This window comes from Maribacter litoralis, assembly GCF_902506355.1.
GTDB lineage: Bacteria > Bacteroidota > Bacteroidia > Flavobacteriales > Flavobacteriaceae > Maribacter > Maribacter litoralis.
On sequence record NZ_LR733271.1, the window covers coordinates 3,460,967 to 3,479,657 of the forward strand.

The 18,691-nt window shown below is 34.5% G+C and carries 21 protein-coding genes and 1 tRNA gene; 3 read left to right on the top strand and 19 right to left on the bottom strand.

Annotated features, from left to right (window positions below):
- Positions 1 to 2: 2 nt before the first annotated feature.
- The 3 genes from EXIGUO8A_RS14510 to EXIGUO8A_RS14520 form a co-directional block, all read right to left on the bottom strand.
- Complete coding sequence (locus EXIGUO8A_RS14510; protein WP_159303688.1) at positions 3 to 1,262, bottom strand: dihydroorotase; 1,260 nt, start codon at positions 1,260 to 1,262, stop codon at positions 3 to 5.
- A gap of 26 nt (positions 1,263 to 1,288) precedes the next feature.
- Positions 1,289 to 3,202 carry a BatA domain-containing protein gene (locus tag EXIGUO8A_RS14515; protein ID WP_159303689.1) on the bottom strand — a complete coding sequence of 638 codons (1,914 nt, stop codon included), beginning with the start codon at positions 3,200 to 3,202 and terminating at the stop codon, positions 1,289 to 1,291.
- 82 nt (positions 3,203 to 3,284) lie between these two features.
- Positions 3,285 to 4,292, bottom strand: a complete 1,008-nt coding sequence (locus EXIGUO8A_RS14520) for a glycosyltransferase family 2 protein (RefSeq protein WP_159303690.1) — start codon at positions 4,290 to 4,292, stop codon at positions 3,285 to 3,287.
- Between the two features lie 158 nt (positions 4,293 to 4,450).
- Between EXIGUO8A_RS14520 and EXIGUO8A_RS14525 the strand changes: the two genes are divergently transcribed.
- Together EXIGUO8A_RS14525 and EXIGUO8A_RS14530 are read left to right on the top strand one after the other, a co-directional pair.
- Positions 4,451 to 4,535, top strand: a tRNA-Ser gene (locus tag EXIGUO8A_RS14525).
- A gap of 222 nt (positions 4,536 to 4,757) precedes the next feature.
- A complete protein-coding gene (locus EXIGUO8A_RS14530) occupies positions 4,758 to 6,095 on the top strand; it encodes a GAF domain-containing sensor histidine kinase (protein ID WP_159303691.1) in 1,338 nt (445 codons plus the stop codon).
- Here the strand turns inward: EXIGUO8A_RS14530 and EXIGUO8A_RS14535 are convergent.
- From EXIGUO8A_RS14535 to EXIGUO8A_RS14590, 12 genes are all read right to left on the bottom strand, one after another.
- A complete protein-coding gene (locus EXIGUO8A_RS14535) occupies positions 6,077 to 7,096 on the bottom strand; it encodes an adenosine deaminase (RefSeq protein WP_159303692.1) in 1,020 nt (339 codons plus the stop codon). The genes EXIGUO8A_RS14530 and EXIGUO8A_RS14535 overlap by 19 nt on opposite strands.
- A gap of 173 nt (positions 7,097 to 7,269) precedes the next feature.
- Positions 7,270 to 7,653 (bottom strand): DUF3037 domain-containing protein, encoded by a 384-nt coding sequence (locus EXIGUO8A_RS14540; protein ID WP_116772539.1) that lies wholly within the window; start codon positions 7,651 to 7,653, stop codon positions 7,270 to 7,272.
- Positions 7,643 to 8,422, bottom strand: a complete 780-nt coding sequence (locus EXIGUO8A_RS14545) for a HipA family kinase (RefSeq protein WP_159303693.1) — start codon at positions 8,420 to 8,422, stop codon at positions 7,643 to 7,645. The genes EXIGUO8A_RS14540 and EXIGUO8A_RS14545 overlap by 11 nt, the downstream gene beginning before the upstream one ends.
- A 163-nt stretch (positions 8,423 to 8,585) precedes the next feature.
- A complete protein-coding gene (locus EXIGUO8A_RS14550) occupies positions 8,586 to 9,263 on the bottom strand; it encodes a hypothetical protein (protein WP_159303694.1) in 678 nt (225 codons plus the stop codon).
- 79 nt (positions 9,264 to 9,342) lie between these two features.
- Entirely contained in the window at positions 9,343 to 9,798 is a 456-nt protein-coding gene (locus tag EXIGUO8A_RS14555) for a DoxX family protein (RefSeq protein WP_159303695.1), read from the bottom strand.
- 166 nt (positions 9,799 to 9,964) lie between these two features.
- The gene (locus tag EXIGUO8A_RS14560; RefSeq protein WP_159303696.1) at positions 9,965 to 10,534 is read right to left on the bottom strand and encodes a Crp/Fnr family transcriptional regulator; all 570 of its coding nucleotides are present in this window, start codon (positions 10,532 to 10,534) and stop codon (positions 9,965 to 9,967) included.
- Positions 10,535 to 10,546: 12 nt separating this feature from the next.
- Positions 10,547 to 11,689, bottom strand: a complete 1,143-nt coding sequence (locus EXIGUO8A_RS14565; RefSeq protein ID WP_201304123.1) for an alpha/beta fold hydrolase — start codon at positions 11,687 to 11,689, stop codon at positions 10,547 to 10,549.
- Positions 11,690 to 11,883: 194 nt separating this feature from the next.
- A complete protein-coding gene (locus tag EXIGUO8A_RS14570; RefSeq protein WP_159303697.1) occupies positions 11,884 to 12,459 on the bottom strand; it encodes a hypothetical protein in 576 nt (191 codons plus the stop codon).
- 22 nt (positions 12,460 to 12,481) lie between these two features.
- The gene (locus tag EXIGUO8A_RS14575) at positions 12,482 to 12,634 is read right to left on the bottom strand and encodes a YqaE/Pmp3 family membrane protein (RefSeq protein ID WP_116772545.1); all 153 of its coding nucleotides are present in this window, start codon (positions 12,632 to 12,634) and stop codon (positions 12,482 to 12,484) included.
- A gap of 210 nt (positions 12,635 to 12,844) precedes the next feature.
- On the bottom strand, positions 12,845 to 13,459 hold the full coding sequence (locus EXIGUO8A_RS14580) for a class I SAM-dependent methyltransferase (protein ID WP_159303698.1): 615 nt from the start codon (positions 13,457 to 13,459) through the stop codon (positions 12,845 to 12,847).
- A 1-nt stretch (position 13,460) separates the two neighbouring features.
- Positions 13,461 to 13,706: a hypothetical protein gene (locus EXIGUO8A_RS14585; RefSeq protein WP_159303699.1), complete on the bottom strand. Its 246-nt coding sequence runs from the start codon at positions 13,704 to 13,706 to the stop codon at positions 13,461 to 13,463.
- Position 13,707: 1 nt separating this feature from the next.
- Positions 13,708 to 14,613, bottom strand: coding sequence for an NAD(P)/FAD-dependent oxidoreductase (locus EXIGUO8A_RS14590; protein ID WP_159303700.1), 906 nt, complete (start codon positions 14,611 to 14,613; stop codon positions 13,708 to 13,710).
- A 181-nt stretch (positions 14,614 to 14,794) separates the two neighbouring features.
- Here EXIGUO8A_RS14590 and EXIGUO8A_RS14595 point away from each other — a divergent pair, with 181 nt between their 5' ends.
- Positions 14,795 to 15,172, top strand: coding sequence for a Fur family transcriptional regulator (locus tag EXIGUO8A_RS14595; protein ID WP_159303701.1), 378 nt, complete (start codon positions 14,795 to 14,797; stop codon positions 15,170 to 15,172).
- 159 nt (positions 15,173 to 15,331) lie between these two features.
- Here the strand turns inward: EXIGUO8A_RS14595 and EXIGUO8A_RS14600 are convergent, their stop codons facing one another.
- The 4 genes from EXIGUO8A_RS14600 to EXIGUO8A_RS14615 all read right to left on the bottom strand — a co-directional run bounded on the left by EXIGUO8A_RS14600 (position 15,332) and on the right by EXIGUO8A_RS14615 (position 18,629).
- Positions 15,332 to 15,709, bottom strand: coding sequence for a VOC family protein (locus EXIGUO8A_RS14600; protein WP_159304485.1), 378 nt, complete (start codon positions 15,707 to 15,709; stop codon positions 15,332 to 15,334).
- A gap of 122 nt (positions 15,710 to 15,831) precedes the next feature.
- Positions 15,832 to 16,644, bottom strand: coding sequence for an AraC family transcriptional regulator (locus EXIGUO8A_RS14605; RefSeq protein ID WP_159303702.1), 813 nt, complete (start codon positions 16,642 to 16,644; stop codon positions 15,832 to 15,834).
- 507 nt (positions 16,645 to 17,151) lie between these two features.
- Positions 17,152 to 18,003 (bottom strand): transglutaminase domain-containing protein, encoded by an 852-nt coding sequence (locus EXIGUO8A_RS14610; RefSeq protein WP_159303703.1) that lies wholly within the window; start codon positions 18,001 to 18,003, stop codon positions 17,152 to 17,154.
- Positions 18,004 to 18,251: 248 nt separating this feature from the next.
- Positions 18,252 to 18,629, bottom strand: a complete 378-nt coding sequence (locus EXIGUO8A_RS14615) for a hypothetical protein (protein WP_159303704.1) — start codon at positions 18,627 to 18,629, stop codon at positions 18,252 to 18,254.
- Positions 18,630 to 18,691: the final 62 nt, after the last annotated feature.

Sequence of the window (18,691 nt, forward strand, 5' to 3'; positions counted from 1 at the left end):
ACTTATGCATTTAATACTAATTGGTTGTTTGCAATGGCGCCCACTACTTTTCCTTTCATTTGTTTGCCGATTGCGATGGAGTTTTTACTAGAACTAAAAATGTGATCTTTTGAAAATTCGTAAGTATCATTTACGGTAAAAAGGGAAAGATTCGCTTTTTGACCCACTTCCAATAGTGGTTCTTCCATCCCGAAGATAGAGCGACCTTTTGTTAGTATTGCAATGGTCTCTTCTACATTGAATAACTCATTTAGCATACCAAAAGTACTTTCTAAACCAATGGTACCAAAATCGGCATTATCGAACTCCACATGTTTTAGTTCAACATTCAAAGGGGTATGGTCTGTGGTAACTAAATCTATTGTTCCGTTTGCAACACCTTTTTGTAAAGCTTTTATATCTGCTGAAGTTCTAAGTGGTGGTAATACTTTATAATGTGTGTCAAAATCTTCTAGGGCACTATCGGTTATCACAAGGTTATGTGCTGCAACACTACAGGTTACTTGTAAACCCTTCTTCTTTGCATCAGCAATAAGCTTTACTGATTTGGCAGTGGAAATCGTTGGTATAAAAAGTTTGCCGCCAGTATATTCCAACACGAATAGATCTCTTGCGATCTGTAATTCTTCCGCTAAAGCCGGTATTCCTTTTAAACCTAATTTGGTACTTGTAATTCCTTCGTTTACGATACCTTTTCCAGAAATACTTTTATCCAATGGAAACGAAAATACCATTCCATCAAAATTTTGAGCATATTGCAAGGCTATCTTTAGCATGTTGGCATTTGCCAAAGAATGCTTGTAATCGTAGAATCCTAAAGCTCCTGCATTTTTCATATCATAAAGCTCGGCAAGAACCTCTCCTTCACCGCCCACAGTTAAATTTCCTAAAGGATGCAAGGTTGTCAATTGGTCTTTTCCTGCATTTTTTAAGTATACAATATCTGAAGCTGAATCTGGTGTTGGGTGGCTGCTGGTGTTTAAGACCACATCTGTAAATCCGCTTTTTGCAGCCGTTTGTAGTCCGTTTTCAATAGTTTCCCTTTCTTCATAACCTGGTTCGCCAAAACTTACACCGCTATCGAACCAACCTAAAGAAACATGTAGGTTTTTTATATCAATTACCTTGATTTTTCCAGTAGGTTCAATTTGGTTCTCTATAGCCTCAATGACCCCGTTCTTAATGAGAATGTCTCTCTTTTTTAAATGAAGATCTGTAGTGTTCCCATTTACTATAGTAACTGATTTTAAGAGTGCATTCATAGGGTTATGGGTAGTTCGTTATTAGCTTATTTTAAGAATCTTTGAAGTGCCGTTTCAATCAAAACAAATGCCAGTGCTAAAATAGCAAACCATTTCCAAAACTCGTTTATGGCGTTGTTTTTTTGACTTTCTAAAAAAAAATTCGACAATGATGTATTACTGTTTTCAGGAAGTGCTGCATAAAGTAATTCACTTTCCTTTCTGTTGTTATTAAAGCTGATATGCCTTAGAATGTTTTTATTATGCATTATTTTATAAATGCCCGCATCTGTAGGATTGTCCATAAAATTAATCTGTACTTTTTTAGGAAGCACACGTTGTTGCGGAATAAACTCATTGTTTTCGCTCGATATTTTTATAATATCATCTTGTTGCAATGTAATAGGTACCTCCACCTCTGTGTTATTTCCAATGCTGGTATATAAAGGAGGGAGCTTTAAGCTGTTCATGCCCATGTTATAAAAGACGGGAACTATTAGCGGGGAGTTTTTAAAATTAGAGTTATCATTATTTAACGCTGCAGAAAAGAAATACGCACCTTCGTTGCCAATTAAAAAAGGGTCTTTATTTTGAAATTCAATAGCTATTGGTGCCTTAGTATTGATCTTAAAATGCCCACTTGCTTTTGGAAACTGAAAATTGGTTACCTGTTTTTCAAATACATTTGTAAATAGGGAATGTGCCGTTATAACGTTGGAAATTGCTGCTTCTTGAGCAATGGTATTGCTATATTGGCTATTGTAATAAGATGTTGCTAAGGTATTGTATGAATTGGTGTCGCCATTGGTTGCCGGTATTAAAACAAAACTTCCACCATTTTTACTTAAAGTGTTTATTGCTGTAACCAGTGAACTTGGCAAGTTTTCAATTTCATTGAGTATTACTAAATCTTGATTTTCGATACTACTATAATTCAACTGACTTAAAGAACTTGTAGAAAAATTGAATTCATCATCGGTGTAAATACGCTTTAAAAAGTCGGCAGAAGAATTACCGATTGCCAACACATTAATTTTCGACTTTTCGTCAATATTAAAGTAGAACTGGTTGTCATAGTCCAACCCTGTATCGGTAATGGCTACTTTACCCAAAAGAATATCTTTAGCGTTGATGGTAAAACTTACTTCAGCCTTTTTTCCATTATTGAACTTTGCGGCAGTTTTGGCAATAAGTTTATCATCGTTAAATAAGGAAACGGGTATTGTTTCATCTTCCGTATTTGTACTCAATTGTGCTATTAACTCTATGTTCTCATTTGTTCGATCGCCTATGAAAACAGAGTCAATTGAGGTGTTTTTAATTTGAGAATTAATTGGTTTAATAAACTCAATGTTGATATTCTCTAAAGTATCTAATTCAGTAGGATTGCCCATGCGCTGTTGAAAATCCGATATGAGAACCAGGTTCTTTTGTGATGCATTGTTTTTGGAAAAGAAAGTATTTCCTTTTAAAACAATTTCGTTAATATCTAGTTGTTCAGAAGAAACGGTAAGATTCAGCAGTTCGTTTTGAATATCACTCACTACTACATTCTTAAAGACCTGTTTATTGGTAAATAGTGTAAATCGTTTGTCTTTTGGAATATATTTAATAAAATCTTGAATGGTGTTATTAAAGAGATTGCTGCCTTCCACTTGTCCGTTCATACTATATGAATCGTCTAAATAAAATACCGTTTCCTTTTCTTGAAGTGCGGTACTATTGGCAATAAAGGGCTGGGCAAAGGCGATTACCAAAGCTGCCAATAATCCCATTCTGGCAAATAACAATAGCCATTTTTTTAATGAGCTACTCTTTCTAGATTCAGAAACTACTAGTTTTAAGAATTTTACATTGGTAAATGGTGTTTTCTTAAAACGGCGTAATTGAAATAGATGAATTAATATAGGAATAAGTAGTAGTAAAAGACCCCAAAGAAGTTCTGGATATTTAAATTGCATTCCTAATTTTGATTAGGTCAAAGATAATTATTTTGAATTTAGAAGTTTGTGAGAATACAACTATTATTTTTTGAAACTGAGATTAGCAAAAGAAGTAGTAATCTATTGCAGGTTTTAGATTCAATTTTTGAAAAAATGATTTGATCTGCACTTGTTCCTCTTCATTGGCAACGGTTATTATTGTTTTGGAATGCTCAAGGTTCTTCAATGCGGAATAATGTAGCAACTTAACACCATAAATATCTTTCCCTATTTTCTTTTGGTTATCGCAGACCCAATGAAATTGAATGTCTTTTTCCACTAAAGAACTTGCTATTGTCTTCCCTTTTTTACCTGCTCCCCAAACCACTAACTTGTGAGTTGGTTGCAGTTCAAGTTTCAAGAAATAAAACAGTTTTATATCCAAAAAATAATTTTGTGCATAGTGCTCGCTGGTGCGCGATGTTCTATGGTCATAATCTCGCCAGTAGTGTAGGGTAGTAGTACAAGGTATGCATTGCAACCCTTTTTCATAAAAACGAAAAGCCAGATCATAATCTTCTGGATAACGGTCTGGATTGAATGCATCGCATGCTTCAAAGTCAGCCCTGTGAACCATCCAACAGGGAGAGGGAATCACACATTCTTTGTATATCTCTTTAAAATTGTCTCCGCTAGCTGTCAATTTGTTCAGCCACTTTTCATAACGGTCGTAGCCATCATTGACACCCTTTTCAGAAAAGTACTTTACTTTACCAACGGCAAGATGACCTTTTCCTTTTTGTATTAATGAGGTAACCATTATTTCAATACGGTCTTTGGTCATATGGTCGTCGGCATCCATTCTGGTAATATATTCGCCTTTGCTATGTCGATAAGCTTTTCTGAGAGCCGTTATGATGCCAGATTCATCATTGGAATATATTTTAAATCGAGCATCTTTGGTTGCAAAAGTATTGGCAATGGCTAAACTATTATCACTAGAATGATCGTTAATAGCAATAACTTCCCAATTTTTATAGGTCTGATTTAGTATGGAATTCAGGCATTCTTCAAAATATTCATCAACATCTTTAAAGGGAATAACAATACTTACAAGGGGATTTACCATGGCGGAAAGGTAATAAATAACTGAAATTCAATCTTTTCATTTGTCTGAAAAATAGACAGAAATAAAGAGATGAAAAATAATTAAGAAAAGGCTTTATTAGATAAGAAAACCTTTATATATTTGCACCCGCATTCAGGGAATACCTGATGAGGCACTCAGGAGAAATGGCAGAGTGGTCGAATGCGGCAGTCTTGAAAACTGTTGAGGGTCACACCTCCGGGGGTTCGAATCCCTCTTTCTCCGCAGAAATGCAAAGCTCAACAATATAATTGTTGAGCTTTTTTCTTTTATAGGTGTCAAGGTACCATACACCTTAGCAACTTTTTTTGTTTGGTTACTTGTGCTGTAATCCTCTAGTGCTGTTATACACAGTAGACTTTCATAAGATTATATTATATTTAGTTTATAAAGTTCTGGTGCTCCTTATATTTGTAAAAATAAACCACCATCGCCCTTTAGTAAATAATGACGAAAGCCAAAATTCATCCTAGAGAAAAGGAAAGATTAGCTCTGATTGATTCGTATTCGATTTTAGATACGTTACCTGAAAAAGATTATGATAATCTAACCCAACTTGCAGCAGAAATTTGTCAAACGCCAATATCTTTAATTACACTACTTGATGATAAACGGCAATGGTTCAAATCTCATTACGGACTAGAAACTTCTGAGACTCCCATTGAAGATGCTTTTTGTGCTCATGCCATTACTGCAGACGACCCTATTTTTACTGTTGAGAATGCTAAAGAAGATATTCGTTTTAAAAATAACCCTTTAGTTACCGGTGATCCAAATATTGCCTTTTACGCAGGTATACCATTGAAAAATACAAATGGTCTGTCTTTAGGGACTTTATGTGTAATCGACAATAAGCCTAGAGTATTGACCCAGAGTCAGAAAGAATCTTTGAATATTTTATCTGAACAGGTGATTAATTTATTGGAGCTTAGAAAAAATAAGCTGGAGCTTGAGCGTGCACATAGAAAGTTAAAGAAATTCTCTAAAAAATTAGAGAAGAAGGTTTTTCAGCGTACCAATCAACTGGAAATAAAGACGATAAAGTTAGAGTTGATGATCAATGACTTGGAGTCTTTTAATCATATCTGTAGTCATGATCTTCAAGAACCTTTGCGTAAAATTCAAATGTTCATTTCCCAGGTCAGTGATACCGAATTCAATAACCTATCTGAAGCCGGTAAACATAAATTAGAAAGAATAGACCTGTCCGCTGCACGTATGCGAAATCTTATTCAAGATCTAATGGCATATGGTTCAACCGAAACTATAGATAACAGTTTAACCAGTGTATCTCTGAAAAGGTTGGTGATGGACGTAAAAGATGTTTTAAGCGAAGAGCTTAAAGAGCATAAGACCGTTCTTAAGGTGCCAAAAGATTGTGAGATAACTGTTCGTCCAATTCAGTTTAAGCAGTTATTGTTCAACTTGTTTACCAATGCCATTAAGTATAGTAAAAACGAGGAAAAGCCAGTTATAAAAGTTAGTGGCAAAATTGTTTCAGGAGCAGATTTTCCTAAATTGGACTTGTCGAAGGATAAACGTTACTCTCGTATTGAAGTTTCTGATAACGGTATTGGTTTCGATCAAAAATATGAAAGTAAGATTTTTGAAATTTTTCAACGATTACATACCGATGAAGAATATCAAGGTACTGGCATTGGTCTTTCTATTGTTAAAAGAATAGTTACAACCCATAAGGGTCATATTCAGGTAGAAAGTAACGTGGGAGAAGGTGCCAAATTTATCATTTTCATTCCCGTGGAAAATCAGATAGAATTAAAATAATCCTTTACTTCCTTAATACGATTTTCTTTTTCAGCTGTGCTCATCCAACTAGCTTCAAATGCGTTGATTGCCAATTGCTGAATTTGACCTAAACTTAAATTAAGGGCTTTGGCAGTCTGGTAATAGTTTTCGTTCATATATCCGCCAAAATAGGCAGGATCGTCTGAATGTATGGTTGCAATAATTCCCTTTTCTAACATTTTTGCAACAGGATGTTCGTTCATCTTCTGAATTACCTTTAAGGCAACATTACTGGTAGGGCAAAGGGTCAAAGCAATTTTTTCGTCTACTAATCTTTTTACCAATGCTCCGTCTGTTAAGCAGCGGTTACCGTGATCAATACGTACTACTTTCAAAATGTCTAAGGCTTCCCAAATATAGTCTGCCGGACCTTCTTCACCTGCATGTGCTACCAGTTTATAGCCTTGTTTTGCAGATGCCTTAAATACCTCTTTGAACTTACTTGGCGGATTTCCCATTTCGGAAGAATCTAAACCGATTCCGTCTATGATATCTTTAAATGGGAGGGAAGCTTTTAAGGTTTCAAAAGCCGCTTCTTCGCTTAAATGACGCAAATAGCTCATGATCAATTTGTACGAAATATTCAAATCGGTTTTGGCTTTTTCCAAAGCACGATGAATTCCATTGATGACAATATCAAATGCCACACCACGCTCTGTATGGGTCTGTGGGTCAAAAAATACCTCTACGTGAACTACATTTTCGCTATGTACTTTGGTTAAATAAGCCCAGGTCAAATCAAAAAAGTCTTGCTCATATAACAGTACTTGAGCCCCAGCATAGTAAATGTCTAAAAACTCTTGTAGGTTATTGAATTTGTATGCCGCTTTAACCGATTCTATAGAATCGTAAGGTAAAACAATATTGTTTCTCTTCGCAATCTCAAACATTAACTCAGGCTCAAAACTACCTTCTAAATGTAGGTGGAGTTCCGCTTTTGGAATGCCTTGAATAATAGTTTTAAGTTGAGATGATTCCATAGCGTAAAATGTTTTGTTTTCTTACTTGAGATGAGTGAGTCAGTATATTTATATAAACTTACTTATTAAACTCGATATTTAAGAATAGTATATGCAATAGCGTTCCTTTTTTTATTAATATGGGTTTAGGATTTTCACCAAATACTCCGTTCGATTTATAAATTAATCAAGGTTTACAATACATACTTATTGAAAATATCTTCCAATTCATTTTCTGGGTCGGTACTAAGTCCGGATCGGGTAGTGGAGCTTTGTATTACCGTACTTCTACATGCGGTTAACCACCCAAAACGGTCTGGTAATTCTAATTTGCCAATGGGACCTCCAGCTTTATTTCCCTCACAAATTAACTTCCAGGCCTTTAAATAATCGTTCAATATATCATATTCAATTTCCGGGGAAAATGCTTTTAGTTTCTCTTGGTCAATATGGTATTTAATGTCCAAAAATTTGGTTCGTTTACAGAATAAAATTACGCCTACATTAAAGAATTCTTCCCGTTCTACTTTTGGTACAATGCGTACTATTGCAAATTTAAATGTATGTCTATCTTGCATCTTCAGCTTCTTTAACTAATACATCTATCATTGATAGCTTAGTGGTTATAAATTGATTATAGGCAGCTCTTTTTTCATTCGCATTTAATACATCAGATTCACTTGTCAACCAATCTTCTGGTACGTTGTTAACTATTTCGTTGATTTTTTCTCTGGTTAGGTGTTTCTTAATTTCGGTGGCAGCATCACTTAAGGCAGTGGCTTGTTGTAATAATACATGGTCATTTATAAAAGGGAAAGTTCTGGTGAGGTGATTCTGCCAAGTTTCCCAGTTATGATGAAAATAAAAACTGGCCCCATTGTCTATCACCCATAATTCATTATGCCAATATAAAAGATTCGCGTTTTTAGCGGTTCGGTCAATATTGCTTATCAAACTATCTAAAACAACAACTTTTGAGGCCGTAATGGCATCAGCGGTAGAAATTAAGGGGTCAAAAGTAATAGCGCCCGATAGAAAATGCAATCCTAAATTTAAGCCTACACTAAATTTCAGTAAATCTTGAATTTCTTCATCGGGTTCGGTTTGACGAAAAGTATCCTCTAAATTCATAAATACCAACTCGGGTACTTTAAGACCTATGGCTCGTGCCATTTCACCACCAATAAATTCTGAAATAAGAGATTTTTTACCTTGCCCTGATCCTCTAAATTTTAGCACATACAAGAAGTCGTCATCGGCTTTTACAATAGCAGGCATAGAGCCACCTTCACGTAAAGGCTGTAAATATTGAACAACATCTACTGTTCTAATATCAATTGTATTCATTGTGCTAAGATAGTAGTTACTTATGATTAGTTAGGGTTGATTGTTAGTAATGATAAGAGTGTTTAAGTAACAGTTTTTCACATAGCAATTAATTCTTCGGTTTCTAGTATTGGACTTAAACTTGAGTTTTATTTTTTCCTAACTCCTAACTCCTAACTCCTAATTACTCAACTTCATTTACTAGAGGAGAAATCATAATATGTGCTCTGTGTGTGCCAGGATCCATAATCCAGGGGTGATTAGGTGCTGTAGGAGTTTCAGGTAACCCAATTGATGCTGACGTAGCAAAAGGGGTATATATAACATAGCGTAGCTTGGCACCTTCTACCTTAGAAGTTTCGGGGTCAAAAGTCGTATTTGGACCATAGTAAATGTGTAATGCAGAACCGGGCGTTATTTCAATTTCACCAGATTTAACTTCGGCTTCACGAATTTCAAAAATTTCTTCGGCAGATTTTCCTTCTGCACGTAAAGCTCTTCCTCTAGCCATAAAAGGTTCTAGGTCTTTGTGATAACATGCGGCATTGAATCCGTCTTTCTTTGGGTCGTCTGCCAATACGATATACTCACTATCTCCTTCTTTTAACGTGACAAATTCACCAGCCATGTTGTAGCCAATTACCTTGGTATTTTGCCTGCTTTCAGCTGGCGCGGCCATTAAAGCGGTAGCAATTAAATCGTCATCCGTTTCAATTGATTTTAATTGCTTTTTTGTTTGTGCTGTTGCTTCGGTAGTGGTTGCTACTTCTGTACTTTCTTCGGATGTGTCTTTAGATTTATCTGATGAGTTACAGGAAATTAATACAGAGGCGAAAAGTAAAGAGGTAAATAGTGTTTTCATGGCTTATGATTTAAAATTCAACGGTTACTAAAGTTAGCCATTTTCATTTAGTATTTGTAACCTCTTGGAAATCTTATTTTTAGCTAAATCTAATCGAACTTATATAAACCCAAAGTATAAATAGTATTTGTAACGGAACTCTAAACCAAAGATAGGATACGCCCAAACCATTATACGTGCCTTTTTGAAAGTTTACTTGATCTATTGCTCCTTTTATATTGGCAGGAAGAATAATGATGAAGAATACTATTAAAAGCCAAGCGGTTAGATTTTGAAATTGTTTTAATTGTAAGCCAATTGCAGCTGCTATTTCAATAACTCCCGTGAAATATATTATTTCTTTCTTTAATGGGATAGCATCGGGAAGCATCATAGTCATCCCATCTGGAAACATAAAATGCCCCATTGCTGTAAAGAGTAACATGAAGGACATGCCAATTCGTGCAGAATGTGATATGTCATAAGAACCATAAAAGATTTTGATAAGTAAAAAGGCTATCAATGTAACCGTTATAAGTACTACCAGTGGCTTCATTTTTATTTTTTTACAAAGATCTTTTCTATAAAGTCAATAAACAATGAACTTAGGTTAAGTAAATAAACTTTGATTACAATTACCAGGCATTACTAGTAAAGATGTTAACGAATTAGAACAAATTCCACCTTACCGGGAGATAGACATAGGAACCTATAAATCTTGATTATCGTGTAATTCGTTTTCTGATTCTGCTCAATGCTTGTGGTGTAATACCAATATATGAGGCTAGATATTTTAAGGGAATTTCTTTTATTAATTTAGGGCGTTGTTGAAAAAGAGACAAGTATCTTTCTTCCGCCGTTTCATTCAAAAATGATTGTTCTCGCTGAGATTTAATTAGAAAAAGACTTTCCGCCGCCAACCTGCCGATAGTGTTTCCTATTTGGCTTTTAGCATATACCTTTTGTAATTTTTCATGTGAAATTTGCCACAGTATTACATTGGTCAAGGTTTGTATGGAATAGGAACATGGCATACGTGTTAAAAAGGAATCATAAGCACTTACGAACTGATTTTCAAAGCAGAAGCCAAAAGTAACATCTTTATCTTCTTTGGGTATATATAAACGTACGGAACCACTTTCAATGAACGATAAATTATGCTCTATTTGCCCGGCTTCTAAAATGAAATCTTTTTTACCTAGCTCATTTTTCACCAGTTTAGAAGAAAATATTTCCCAATCGGTATCGTTGATGTTTACCAATTGGTTAAAATAAGCTCTAATATTATTCATTGATTGAAGGTATTATTTTCGTTTCAATTCTTCTAAGATACTTTTTCCATGGTCATTTTCTGGATTCAGCTCAATTGATTTTTCGTACATTTTAATAGCCTCTTCTGTTTTGTTTACTGCTAAAAGAGCCTCACCATAACTATCGTAGGCATTTGCGTTATGTGGAAATAAAAGGGTTGCAGCTTTAAATAATACTAAGGCATTATCCATGTCTTGGTTTGCCATCAATGAATATCCCAAGGTATTTAAATCATGCGCCGTTCGGTTGTTGTATTTTGATTGTATCGATAAATCAATGGCATTGTTCAAAACCTTCGGTAATAGGTTGATTTGTTGATTTTTATCTAAGGTTTTGGCATAAGCTTTAATAACTGAATTAATAATCAAAGTGGGATTATCTTGAAATACGGCATGACCGCTATTTTTAGCAATTACGTTATGAATATTCTCATTTTTATCACCAAGTTCTTCTTGTAATGTTCTCCATCTGGTTGACAGTATTTCTGGAAAGTCGGGAAAAGAATTCTCAGGAAAAATGTTTGTAACAGGTATGTTTTCTGGGAATTTCATGCCTCTTATATATCGCATGGTTGCATTGTAATTATAATTCATGTAATAATCGCCAGAAGGTTTAGGTATTGTAGTGATATCTACATTCATATCTCTCATGGAGAGTAATTCTTCGTTCCAGAATTCGCTTGGAGTTGCGTCGATCGAAACTACTGAAATTACTTTTTCAGGATATTTACGTGCGTAAAGCATATTGTAAAGTCCGCCATAGGAGTGGGAGACCAGTATTATTTGACCATCATACCCTAGCTTTGTTAGTCCAATTTTCAATTCTTTTATTCCATTCTCTATTCCAAAATCTGTTTCTTTTTTTAAATACGGATTTAATTCGCTTTTCCCAAACCCCGAACGGTCATACGTAATCAATGTAGTACCCGTAACGTTATAAATGCTTTCTAAAATAGGTGCCCAGACAGAACTATCATTTCCGCCGCCAGCTTCAAAAAGAATGGGAACTCCTTCTCCATTTATAATGTTGAAATGCATGTTATAGCCACCAACATCGACAAGGGAGCTTTCACCTTGTGCCTGTATTGAAATCGTAAGGGAGAAAATAGTTAAGCATGCAAAATAGAAATGTTTCATATGGTCGGTGTTTTTTGGTTATTTAATTGAATTGATCAGATTAAAGTATGCATCAATAACTAAGCCAATAACGAGCTTAACTCCTTGTAAATGAGTAAAAAAAAGTGTTGGAGTAAGATGATGTGGAGAAACAGAACAAAAAAATGCCGATGATCATTTATCATCGGCATTTGAATTTTTTGCTTAAAAGTTAATTAAGAATCTGAGTAAATTACTTTTGCATTCTTAATCTTATCGTCCAAGTCGTTCATAGAATTAACATACTTATATTGATTGTTCAAAATATTATCGGCTTTTTCACCTACAATAATATGTTTCACATCTAAATCTGGTGCGTTTAATTCTACCTGATCTTGAATTCTCATTTTCTGCTCACCTAAATCGGTATCCAGCTTTTCAAGTTTAGAAATAACGTACAAACGATTTTCTGTAGCGCGAATTTCTTGTATATCTAAATCGTGCTCACTATCAGAAACTTCTGCTTCTACCATAATGGTACGTTGTTCTTTGTCTTCTCCTGGCATATCAAAGTCGATTACAGGAACCTCAACTTCTTCCTCTTCCATAACGATCATAGGCTTAGGCACTTTAACCGTTTTTGTAGTAGTACCTACGTCAATATCTGCCCAGTTTACGTCATATTCTGGTAATTCTCCTGAGTCTGCAGATACATCTACATCCACTTCTGGTAATTCACCTTTTTCTTCTTTTTTAATGTTACAACTGCTTACTATGGCCAATGCCATAATTGGAATTATTAATTTCTTCATTCTTATTATTTTTTAGGATTAATTATTGATTTACTATAAACGCATGAATTACGCCTGGCAACCATGCCAACAAAGTCAGTAGTATACTGATCAGCAAAGTTGTGCTTACTCCATGTTTTAAGAATACCGCTAATGGCGGTAATAAAATGTTTAAGATTATTGTTAGTAATGACATTTATATTTGATTTTTGGTTCGGGTCAAATATGGCAAGAATGTCCTTTTTAGGTTGATGCTAAACCTTTAGAAACTAACTTTATAGGGATAGAACACGTAATTGTGGTCGATAGAGCAAAATGCTGCTACTTTTTGGGGCTAAGTGGTGTAAAAGTGCATTATTGTATTGTTTGGTGGGATGCTGATTTTATTTGTATCTGAATAATGTCTCTAGTCGTTTTTTAATTTTTTTTTACACTTAATAAGGTACATTGGTTGATTTTCGGTCACTTCTATAACTTCAAGAGGTCCGTATGCTTCAAATTCTTTTTTCACCGATTCTTTATCGTAGTAGAATATAGCCGCTCCTTTATGAACCTCGTAGCGGTCTTTCCCCAATAATTCACCTTTTCCATATTCAGGTGCTTGTTTGGTTACCGCGGTAAAAATCATATATCCGTTTTCAATCAGTTGGGCATAGCAATTTTGTATCAGTTTTTTTCTTTCTTGGTCGTCCAATAAATGAATGAGGGCATGACAAAAAATGCCTTCATACTTTTTATCATTAAAAGGCATTTGAGTAACAGGGCCATTAAAGATGTCCAATCTTTCTCCGTAATGTTTATGAGCAAGTTCAATGGCAGTTTGAGAAATTTCTATACCGCTTACATGTATTCCGTTATCTAAAAATGGTTTTGCATTTCTGCCGTATCCAATGCCGGGAATTAATATGTTTTTTATACCATTCTTTTTAAAGATTTCAGTAGCTAATTGAGCAGATTTTGTAGGTGTCATTCCCCACATTTCTTGCCTGTTGTTAAATGCATTTTCCCAGAATTCTGTCATATTATAAACAAATTTTATCTTCTAGTAATTTACATATAATCCCTCTGTTTTTAAGCTGTAAGAAGATTGCATTTGTGTCTACTATTTCTCCTTCACATCTTAAAATGGAATGCCCACACGGATAGGGTTTGTTGAAATCTTCCAAATCAAAATTGATTTTTAGGTGCGGATATTGAATTTTTAAAAATTGAATAATTTCTATGGATAGAATTTCCGATTTTACGTTGGTCATAAACACTTCTACCATATCAAAAATTTTCTTTTGTAAGTTCACCATTAACAACAGCTCCAGCAATGTTTCCGCTAGAAACAGCTAATGCTACAGAACGCATCATAGAACTATTATCCCCACAAGCAAAAATGCCTTCTTGTGTCGTTTGTTGCATAAAATTAACTTCAATAAGCTCGTCTTCTGTTAGATTGCAACCCAGTTCTTTAGGTATGTTTGAGTTTAGCTCAAAAGGAATAGCGGCATAGGCACATTCAAAATTTTCAGTAGTACCATCTTTAAAAACAATATCTTCTACATGACCGTTTCGGTGTTTAATGCTTGATATTTCTTTTTCAATGATCTGTATTTTGTGTTGCTTTAATTTTTCGAGCTGTTCTTTTTCAAAGTCTTTTGCTCCCGAAGTAATTATTGCTATTTCTTTGGTAAGATTATTCACCAAAGAAGCAAGATGAAATGCTCTTTCGCCATTAGCAATAATTGCTGTTTTTTTGTTTCTAATTTCGTAACCATGGCAATAGGGGCAATGTACAACAGATATTCCCCAGCATTCAGAAAAGCCCTTTATATTGGGCAATAGGTCTTTAATTCCTGCTGCAAATATTAATTTTTTTGCAGTAAAATAGTCTCCTTTTAAGGTGGAGATTTCGAAAGCGCCGTTTTTTCTTTTTCCGCTAACTGCAAGTCCGTCATAAAATTTAATACTGTCATAAGCGATTAATTGACTTTTGGCAATTTCTGATATCTCTTTTGGTGTACTGCCGTCTTGTGTTAAAAAGTTATGTGAATGTGGAGTTTGACGATTACAAGGTTTTCCTGCATCGATTACCAATGTTTTTCGTAGTGAACGACCTAATGCCATTGCTGCTGATAGTCCCGCGTAACTACCACCTATTATGATGACTTCAAATTCTTTTTTGTCCATTTTGTGATTGTATTTAGCAAGGAGCGTAAGTGGTTTAATTAGTGTTAGCACTGCACCTATAACTCCAATTGATTTTATGGTTTCTCTTTTGGTTATGATATTTAATGCAAATATGTCGCATTAGTAAATATTGTCAAAAATACAATCTTTTTGTATTATTGCAACTTATTCGCAATAAAATATGAATAGAAGAAATACGCCTACAAAAGAAGCGATATTGAATTTGCTTTCAACTTCTAAAAAAGCATTAAGTCAAGATGCCATTGAAAGGCAACTTGATATTAAAATAAATAGAGCAACCATCTACAGGGTTTTAAATAGGTTTTGTGAGGATGGTATAGTGCATAAGATTGTTGCGGAAGACGGAAAACAGTATTTTGCTATTTGCGAAAAATGTGATAATCCTTCAGAAGTTGTTACTCACCATTTTCATTTTAGGTGTTTATCTTGTGATACTATCGAATGTTTACAAGTACCTGTTGCGTATTCAGTTCCAGATGGATATGAGGTGCAACATGCAAATTGCGTGCTAACCGGAGTTTGTAATGATTGTTCTTAGATGATTTAGTTCCTAAAGCTTTTCTCCGGCGCACGGAAAATTCACGTTCAACTCTCTAGCTTAGCATAAAAAAAGCCCCTTAAAGAGGCTTATATCGATAGTAATTATTTCTAATTATAGGCTTGTGCAACGGTTACCGGTGTTGTGCATAGTGCTTTATTATTCTGGTTTTGTATAAGTTACAATGTCAATTCCAATTCCGTTTGGGTCTTTTATTGCAAAATGTCTGTCGCCCCAGGGTTCGTCTCGGATTTCAATTTCCATTTGGATTCTCTTTTCTTTTAGTTGCTTATAAATTACATCTACATTTTCAACTTCAATAGTCAAATAAGCTCCATTTCCATTAAATGCAGATTGGAAAATTGGTTTTTGGCTTGGATGGTTTGGTTGTAAAAAACTGATTTCTGCCGAATTGTTAGGTGTGTGAAGTAATAAATAAAATTCGTTTTCAAAACTTACTCCAAAGTCCAATACTTCTGTATAAAATTTCTTGGTTTCCTGTAATTTTTCAGTGATTATTCCTGCATTAAGTTTCATCTTGTTTTTTGTTTGTGCATTTGTCCAACCTACTGTCAGAATAAATGCTTTCATTGTCAATAATTTTATTGCTACAAATTTAGTTTTGTAAGAAAGCTATGCATTGTAAAAATCGGACAAACTTAATGGAAGGCTTCGGAAGGTGTAACTCCATAATATGTTTTGAAGTTTTTAACGAAATGAGCTTGGTCAAAAAATCCAACATCAAAGTATAACTTGTTTTCTTTTAAACTTTGTTTAGAAGGTTTTGCATTTAGAATATGTTGAAAGCGAACAACATTGCTAAACGATTTAGCTGTTGTTCCGATATAAAAATTGAAAATTCTGCGAAGTTGTCTTGAACTTAAACCTGTATTAAGGTCTTTTTCAGTGTTCAAGTATCCATTTTTTTGGAAAATTAGGTTTAGTGAATCTAAAAAGCGGTGGTCGTAATGAATATCTTGGATTTTTGAAAATGCAATTATTCTTTTGTTTAGTATTTTTACAATGTTTTCAAATGAATCGGTAGACTTGATTTGTGAATTTATCCACTCGGAAAAATTAGGTAAAACTTTACTTAGTTCTTGAGATTGATTACTTAAAGTTCTGGCGTTTATTCCGAATAAATGAGAAAAAGCAGAAGGTAAAAAACGAATGCCTATGTAATCAAATTCCTTTCCAATTGGAAATTGGACGAACTTTCTAGAAAATCCCATAATAAAGTTTTCGGTCGGTTGTTTATGGTTAAAATATATGTCGATACAGCCGTCTGAAACTACTCGGTAATTATAATTTTTGTTTAATGGTTTCAGCGTTTTAAGTTGCCAAAAACAATAGATAAAATTTTCAATTTCTTTATTTGGTTTAATCTCTTGATAACTTATTTCATTATCATTAGCCGAAACTGTTGGCTGAATCGGTTTATAATATTCTTTTATAGTTTTTAGATTATTCACTGCGTTTTTTTCGCATTATGCACAACGTTAAATGTATGAGTAGTGGCAGATTGCGGGGCACTTACCTGTCAAGCTGTGATAAAGTTTGAGCGGGCTATAAACCTTGATATTAGCTACTTTCCCTGCCATTACTTATACATATTGTGCCTGTTGCACAAGTTAACGAAAAAACCATATAGGGTCAACGTGATCTTAACGTTGGGTCGTTAACTTTAGGTATGCAAGGAAAAAAGGAGTATCAGGAAAAACTGTTCGCCCGTTTCCAATTGAGCGAGCGTATACCGAAGAACAATTTCTACAGGCGTTTAAAAGAGGTTCTGGACCTGAATTTTCTCTATAAGCTGACCAAAGGCTATTACGGTGAAANAGCCTTTCTCCAGTGCATCTAAAATTTAGGTTCATCTTCTGACATGGCATAAAAAAAGCCCCTTAAAGAGGCTTATATCGATAGCAATTATCTCTAATTATTGGCTTGTGCAACGGTTACCATTGTTACCACTAGTTTTTTTACGTTTTGAAATAGAATACGTTGAAAATAGATGTAGATGTACTTTCCTCCATATTGAATCTATTTAATTGCATTTTATAAAAAGCTTTTTTAGGAACTTGAGTTTTGTCAAATCTGATGTACGTAAAACCATCTTGGTCAATTCTAGTTGTATTTTGGATTAATGAATAATTTGCATTTTCTTGGCTATACATCCAAAGGGTTGACCATTCTTTGTCTGGGTTACTACGATACACAAAATAATAATATTCTGAATCTTCTTTTAAGGATGGTATATCTGAGAACCCAACATGAAACCAAACTGGTTTTATAAATTTTGAGCTATTAAATTCACTTAATGATAACGGTTTGTCCAACAATTGCCATTCTTCTCTCTCTGGAAAATGGGTGATTATAGCTAGTTCTGGTTTCATGTCAAAATAGAAATCGGAAACAGACAAGTCTTGCGAAGTGCCCCAAGTCGAGTCTAGTATAATCCATTTACCGTCTAATTTAATCACGTTCCAGGCGTGTCTTGAATCATTATCTAATTCCAATTCAACATAGTGATTGCGCTCGTCCCTTATGTATCCAGTTACTACATCAACTTCAATGTCCATTTCGTTCATGAACCACTTGTAAAGCTGAGCATATCCTGCGCAAACACCTTTTCTAGTTTCATATACCTTTTCAATTGACTGAAGGTTATTAAATTCTTCATTGGATATTTCTCCGTTCAGCACGTTTTGTAATGTAATCTCGTCATACTGAATATTTGAGCCAACCCAGTAATAGAAAAACTTTGCTAAGCTCCTTTCATTATTGATATTTTGTTTCGCAAATTCTGTCAGTTCTGACATGCTATAGTTCACAGCACTTGCATTTTTAACCAAAGTGTAAATAGAGTCATTTTGCGAGAAACTCGAAATAACCGTAAATAGAAAGATTGTAGTTATGTAAATTATTTTTTTCAAATTGGTGGTAACGGTCTCGTATAACCGTCAGTTACGGGTTAATATGCGTTAATTTTCGGTTTAGCACTGACTTTAGCAATTGTGAGTGGATTCGGACGTAGTCGAATCCGCCGTAATTGTGGTTATACATTGTTGTAACCAGTTTTTTATTCCACTTTCTCATAGTAATGATTCAAGTCATAATTCAATATGATTTTCGGCTTTTCAAAAATCTTATTGCTGAAATATGTACTATGTCCTGCTTTTCCAAATTCATATTCGTAAGTCCAGTCAATTTCGGTTGTCAGTATTCCGTAACTAACTTCATAAGTTCCATTTCCATAAAATCCGCTCGTAAATGTTCCGTCAGATTTTAAATTCAGCGTGTCCGCTTTGTGAGGTGATTCCACACAGCAAGGTTCATTTCCATAATTAGTATTTGCATAAATTCCAACTACACTATTTTTTGTCATTGGAATATTACATCGTAATACTGAAATTCCGATGATTAAAATTATTCCGATTCCGAATAGTATGCGTCTCATTTGGCAAATTGGTTACAACGTTGTTGTATATGGTTTGTTGCGTGGTTTAAGCACCTAATTTA

What these genes read in the sequence shown, in the direction of transcription:
- EXIGUO8A_RS14510 (WP_159303688.1), bottom strand. Translation starts at nt 1,262, where the DNA reads ATGAATGCACTCTTAAAATCAGTTACTATAGTAAATGGGAACACTACA.
- EXIGUO8A_RS14515 (WP_159303689.1), bottom strand. Translation starts at nt 3,202, where the DNA reads ATGCAATTTAAATATCCAGAACTTCTTTGGGGTCTTTTACTACTACTT.
- EXIGUO8A_RS14520 (WP_159303690.1), bottom strand. Translation starts at nt 4,292, where the DNA reads ATGGTAAATCCCCTTGTAAGTATTGTTATTCCCTTTAAAGATGTTGAT.
- EXIGUO8A_RS14530 (WP_159303691.1), top strand. Translation starts at nt 4,758, where the DNA reads ATGACGAAAGCCAAAATTCATCCTAGAGAAAAGGAAAGATTAGCTCTG.
- EXIGUO8A_RS14535 (WP_159303692.1), bottom strand. Translation starts at nt 7,096, where the DNA reads ATGGAATCATCTCAACTTAAAACTATTATTCAAGGCATTCCAAAAGCG.
- EXIGUO8A_RS14540 (WP_116772539.1), bottom strand. Translation starts at nt 7,653, where the DNA reads ATGCAAGATAGACATACATTTAAATTTGCAATAGTACGCATTGTACCA.
- EXIGUO8A_RS14545 (WP_159303693.1), bottom strand. Translation starts at nt 8,422, where the DNA reads ATGAATACAATTGATATTAGAACAGTAGATGTTGTTCAATATTTACAG.
- EXIGUO8A_RS14550 (WP_159303694.1), bottom strand. Translation starts at nt 9,263, where the DNA reads ATGAAAACACTATTTACCTCTTTACTTTTCGCCTCTGTATTAATTTCC.
- EXIGUO8A_RS14555 (WP_159303695.1), bottom strand. Translation starts at nt 9,798, where the DNA reads ATGAAGCCACTGGTAGTACTTATAACGGTTACATTGATAGCCTTTTTA.
- EXIGUO8A_RS14560 (WP_159303696.1), bottom strand. Translation starts at nt 10,534, where the DNA reads ATGAATAATATTAGAGCTTATTTTAACCAATTGGTAAACATCAACGAT.
- EXIGUO8A_RS14565 (WP_201304123.1), bottom strand. Translation starts at nt 11,689, where the DNA reads ATGAAACATTTCTATTTTGCATGCTTAACTATTTTCTCCCTTACGATT.
- EXIGUO8A_RS14570 (WP_159303697.1), bottom strand. Translation starts at nt 12,459, where the DNA reads ATGAAGAAATTAATAATTCCAATTATGGCATTGGCCATAGTAAGCAGT.
- EXIGUO8A_RS14575 (WP_116772545.1), bottom strand. Translation starts at nt 12,634, where the DNA reads ATGTCATTACTAACAATAATCTTAAACATTTTATTACCGCCATTAGCG.
- EXIGUO8A_RS14580 (WP_159303698.1), bottom strand. Translation starts at nt 13,459, where the DNA reads ATGACAGAATTCTGGGAAAATGCATTTAACAACAGGCAAGAAATGTGG.
- EXIGUO8A_RS14585 (WP_159303699.1), bottom strand. Translation starts at nt 13,706, where the DNA reads ATGGTAGAAGTGTTTATGACCAACGTAAAATCGGAAATTCTATCCATA.
- EXIGUO8A_RS14590 (WP_159303700.1), bottom strand. Translation starts at nt 14,613, where the DNA reads ATGGACAAAAAAGAATTTGAAGTCATCATAATAGGTGGTAGTTACGCG.
- EXIGUO8A_RS14595 (WP_159303701.1), top strand. Translation starts at nt 14,795, where the DNA reads ATGAATAGAAGAAATACGCCTACAAAAGAAGCGATATTGAATTTGCTT.
- EXIGUO8A_RS14600 (WP_159304485.1), bottom strand. Translation starts at nt 15,709, where the DNA reads ATGAAACTTAATGCAGGAATAATCACTGAAAAATTACAGGAAACCAAG.
- EXIGUO8A_RS14615 (WP_159303704.1), bottom strand. Translation starts at nt 18,629, where the DNA reads ATGAGACGCATACTATTCGGAATCGGAATAATTTTAATCATCGGAATT.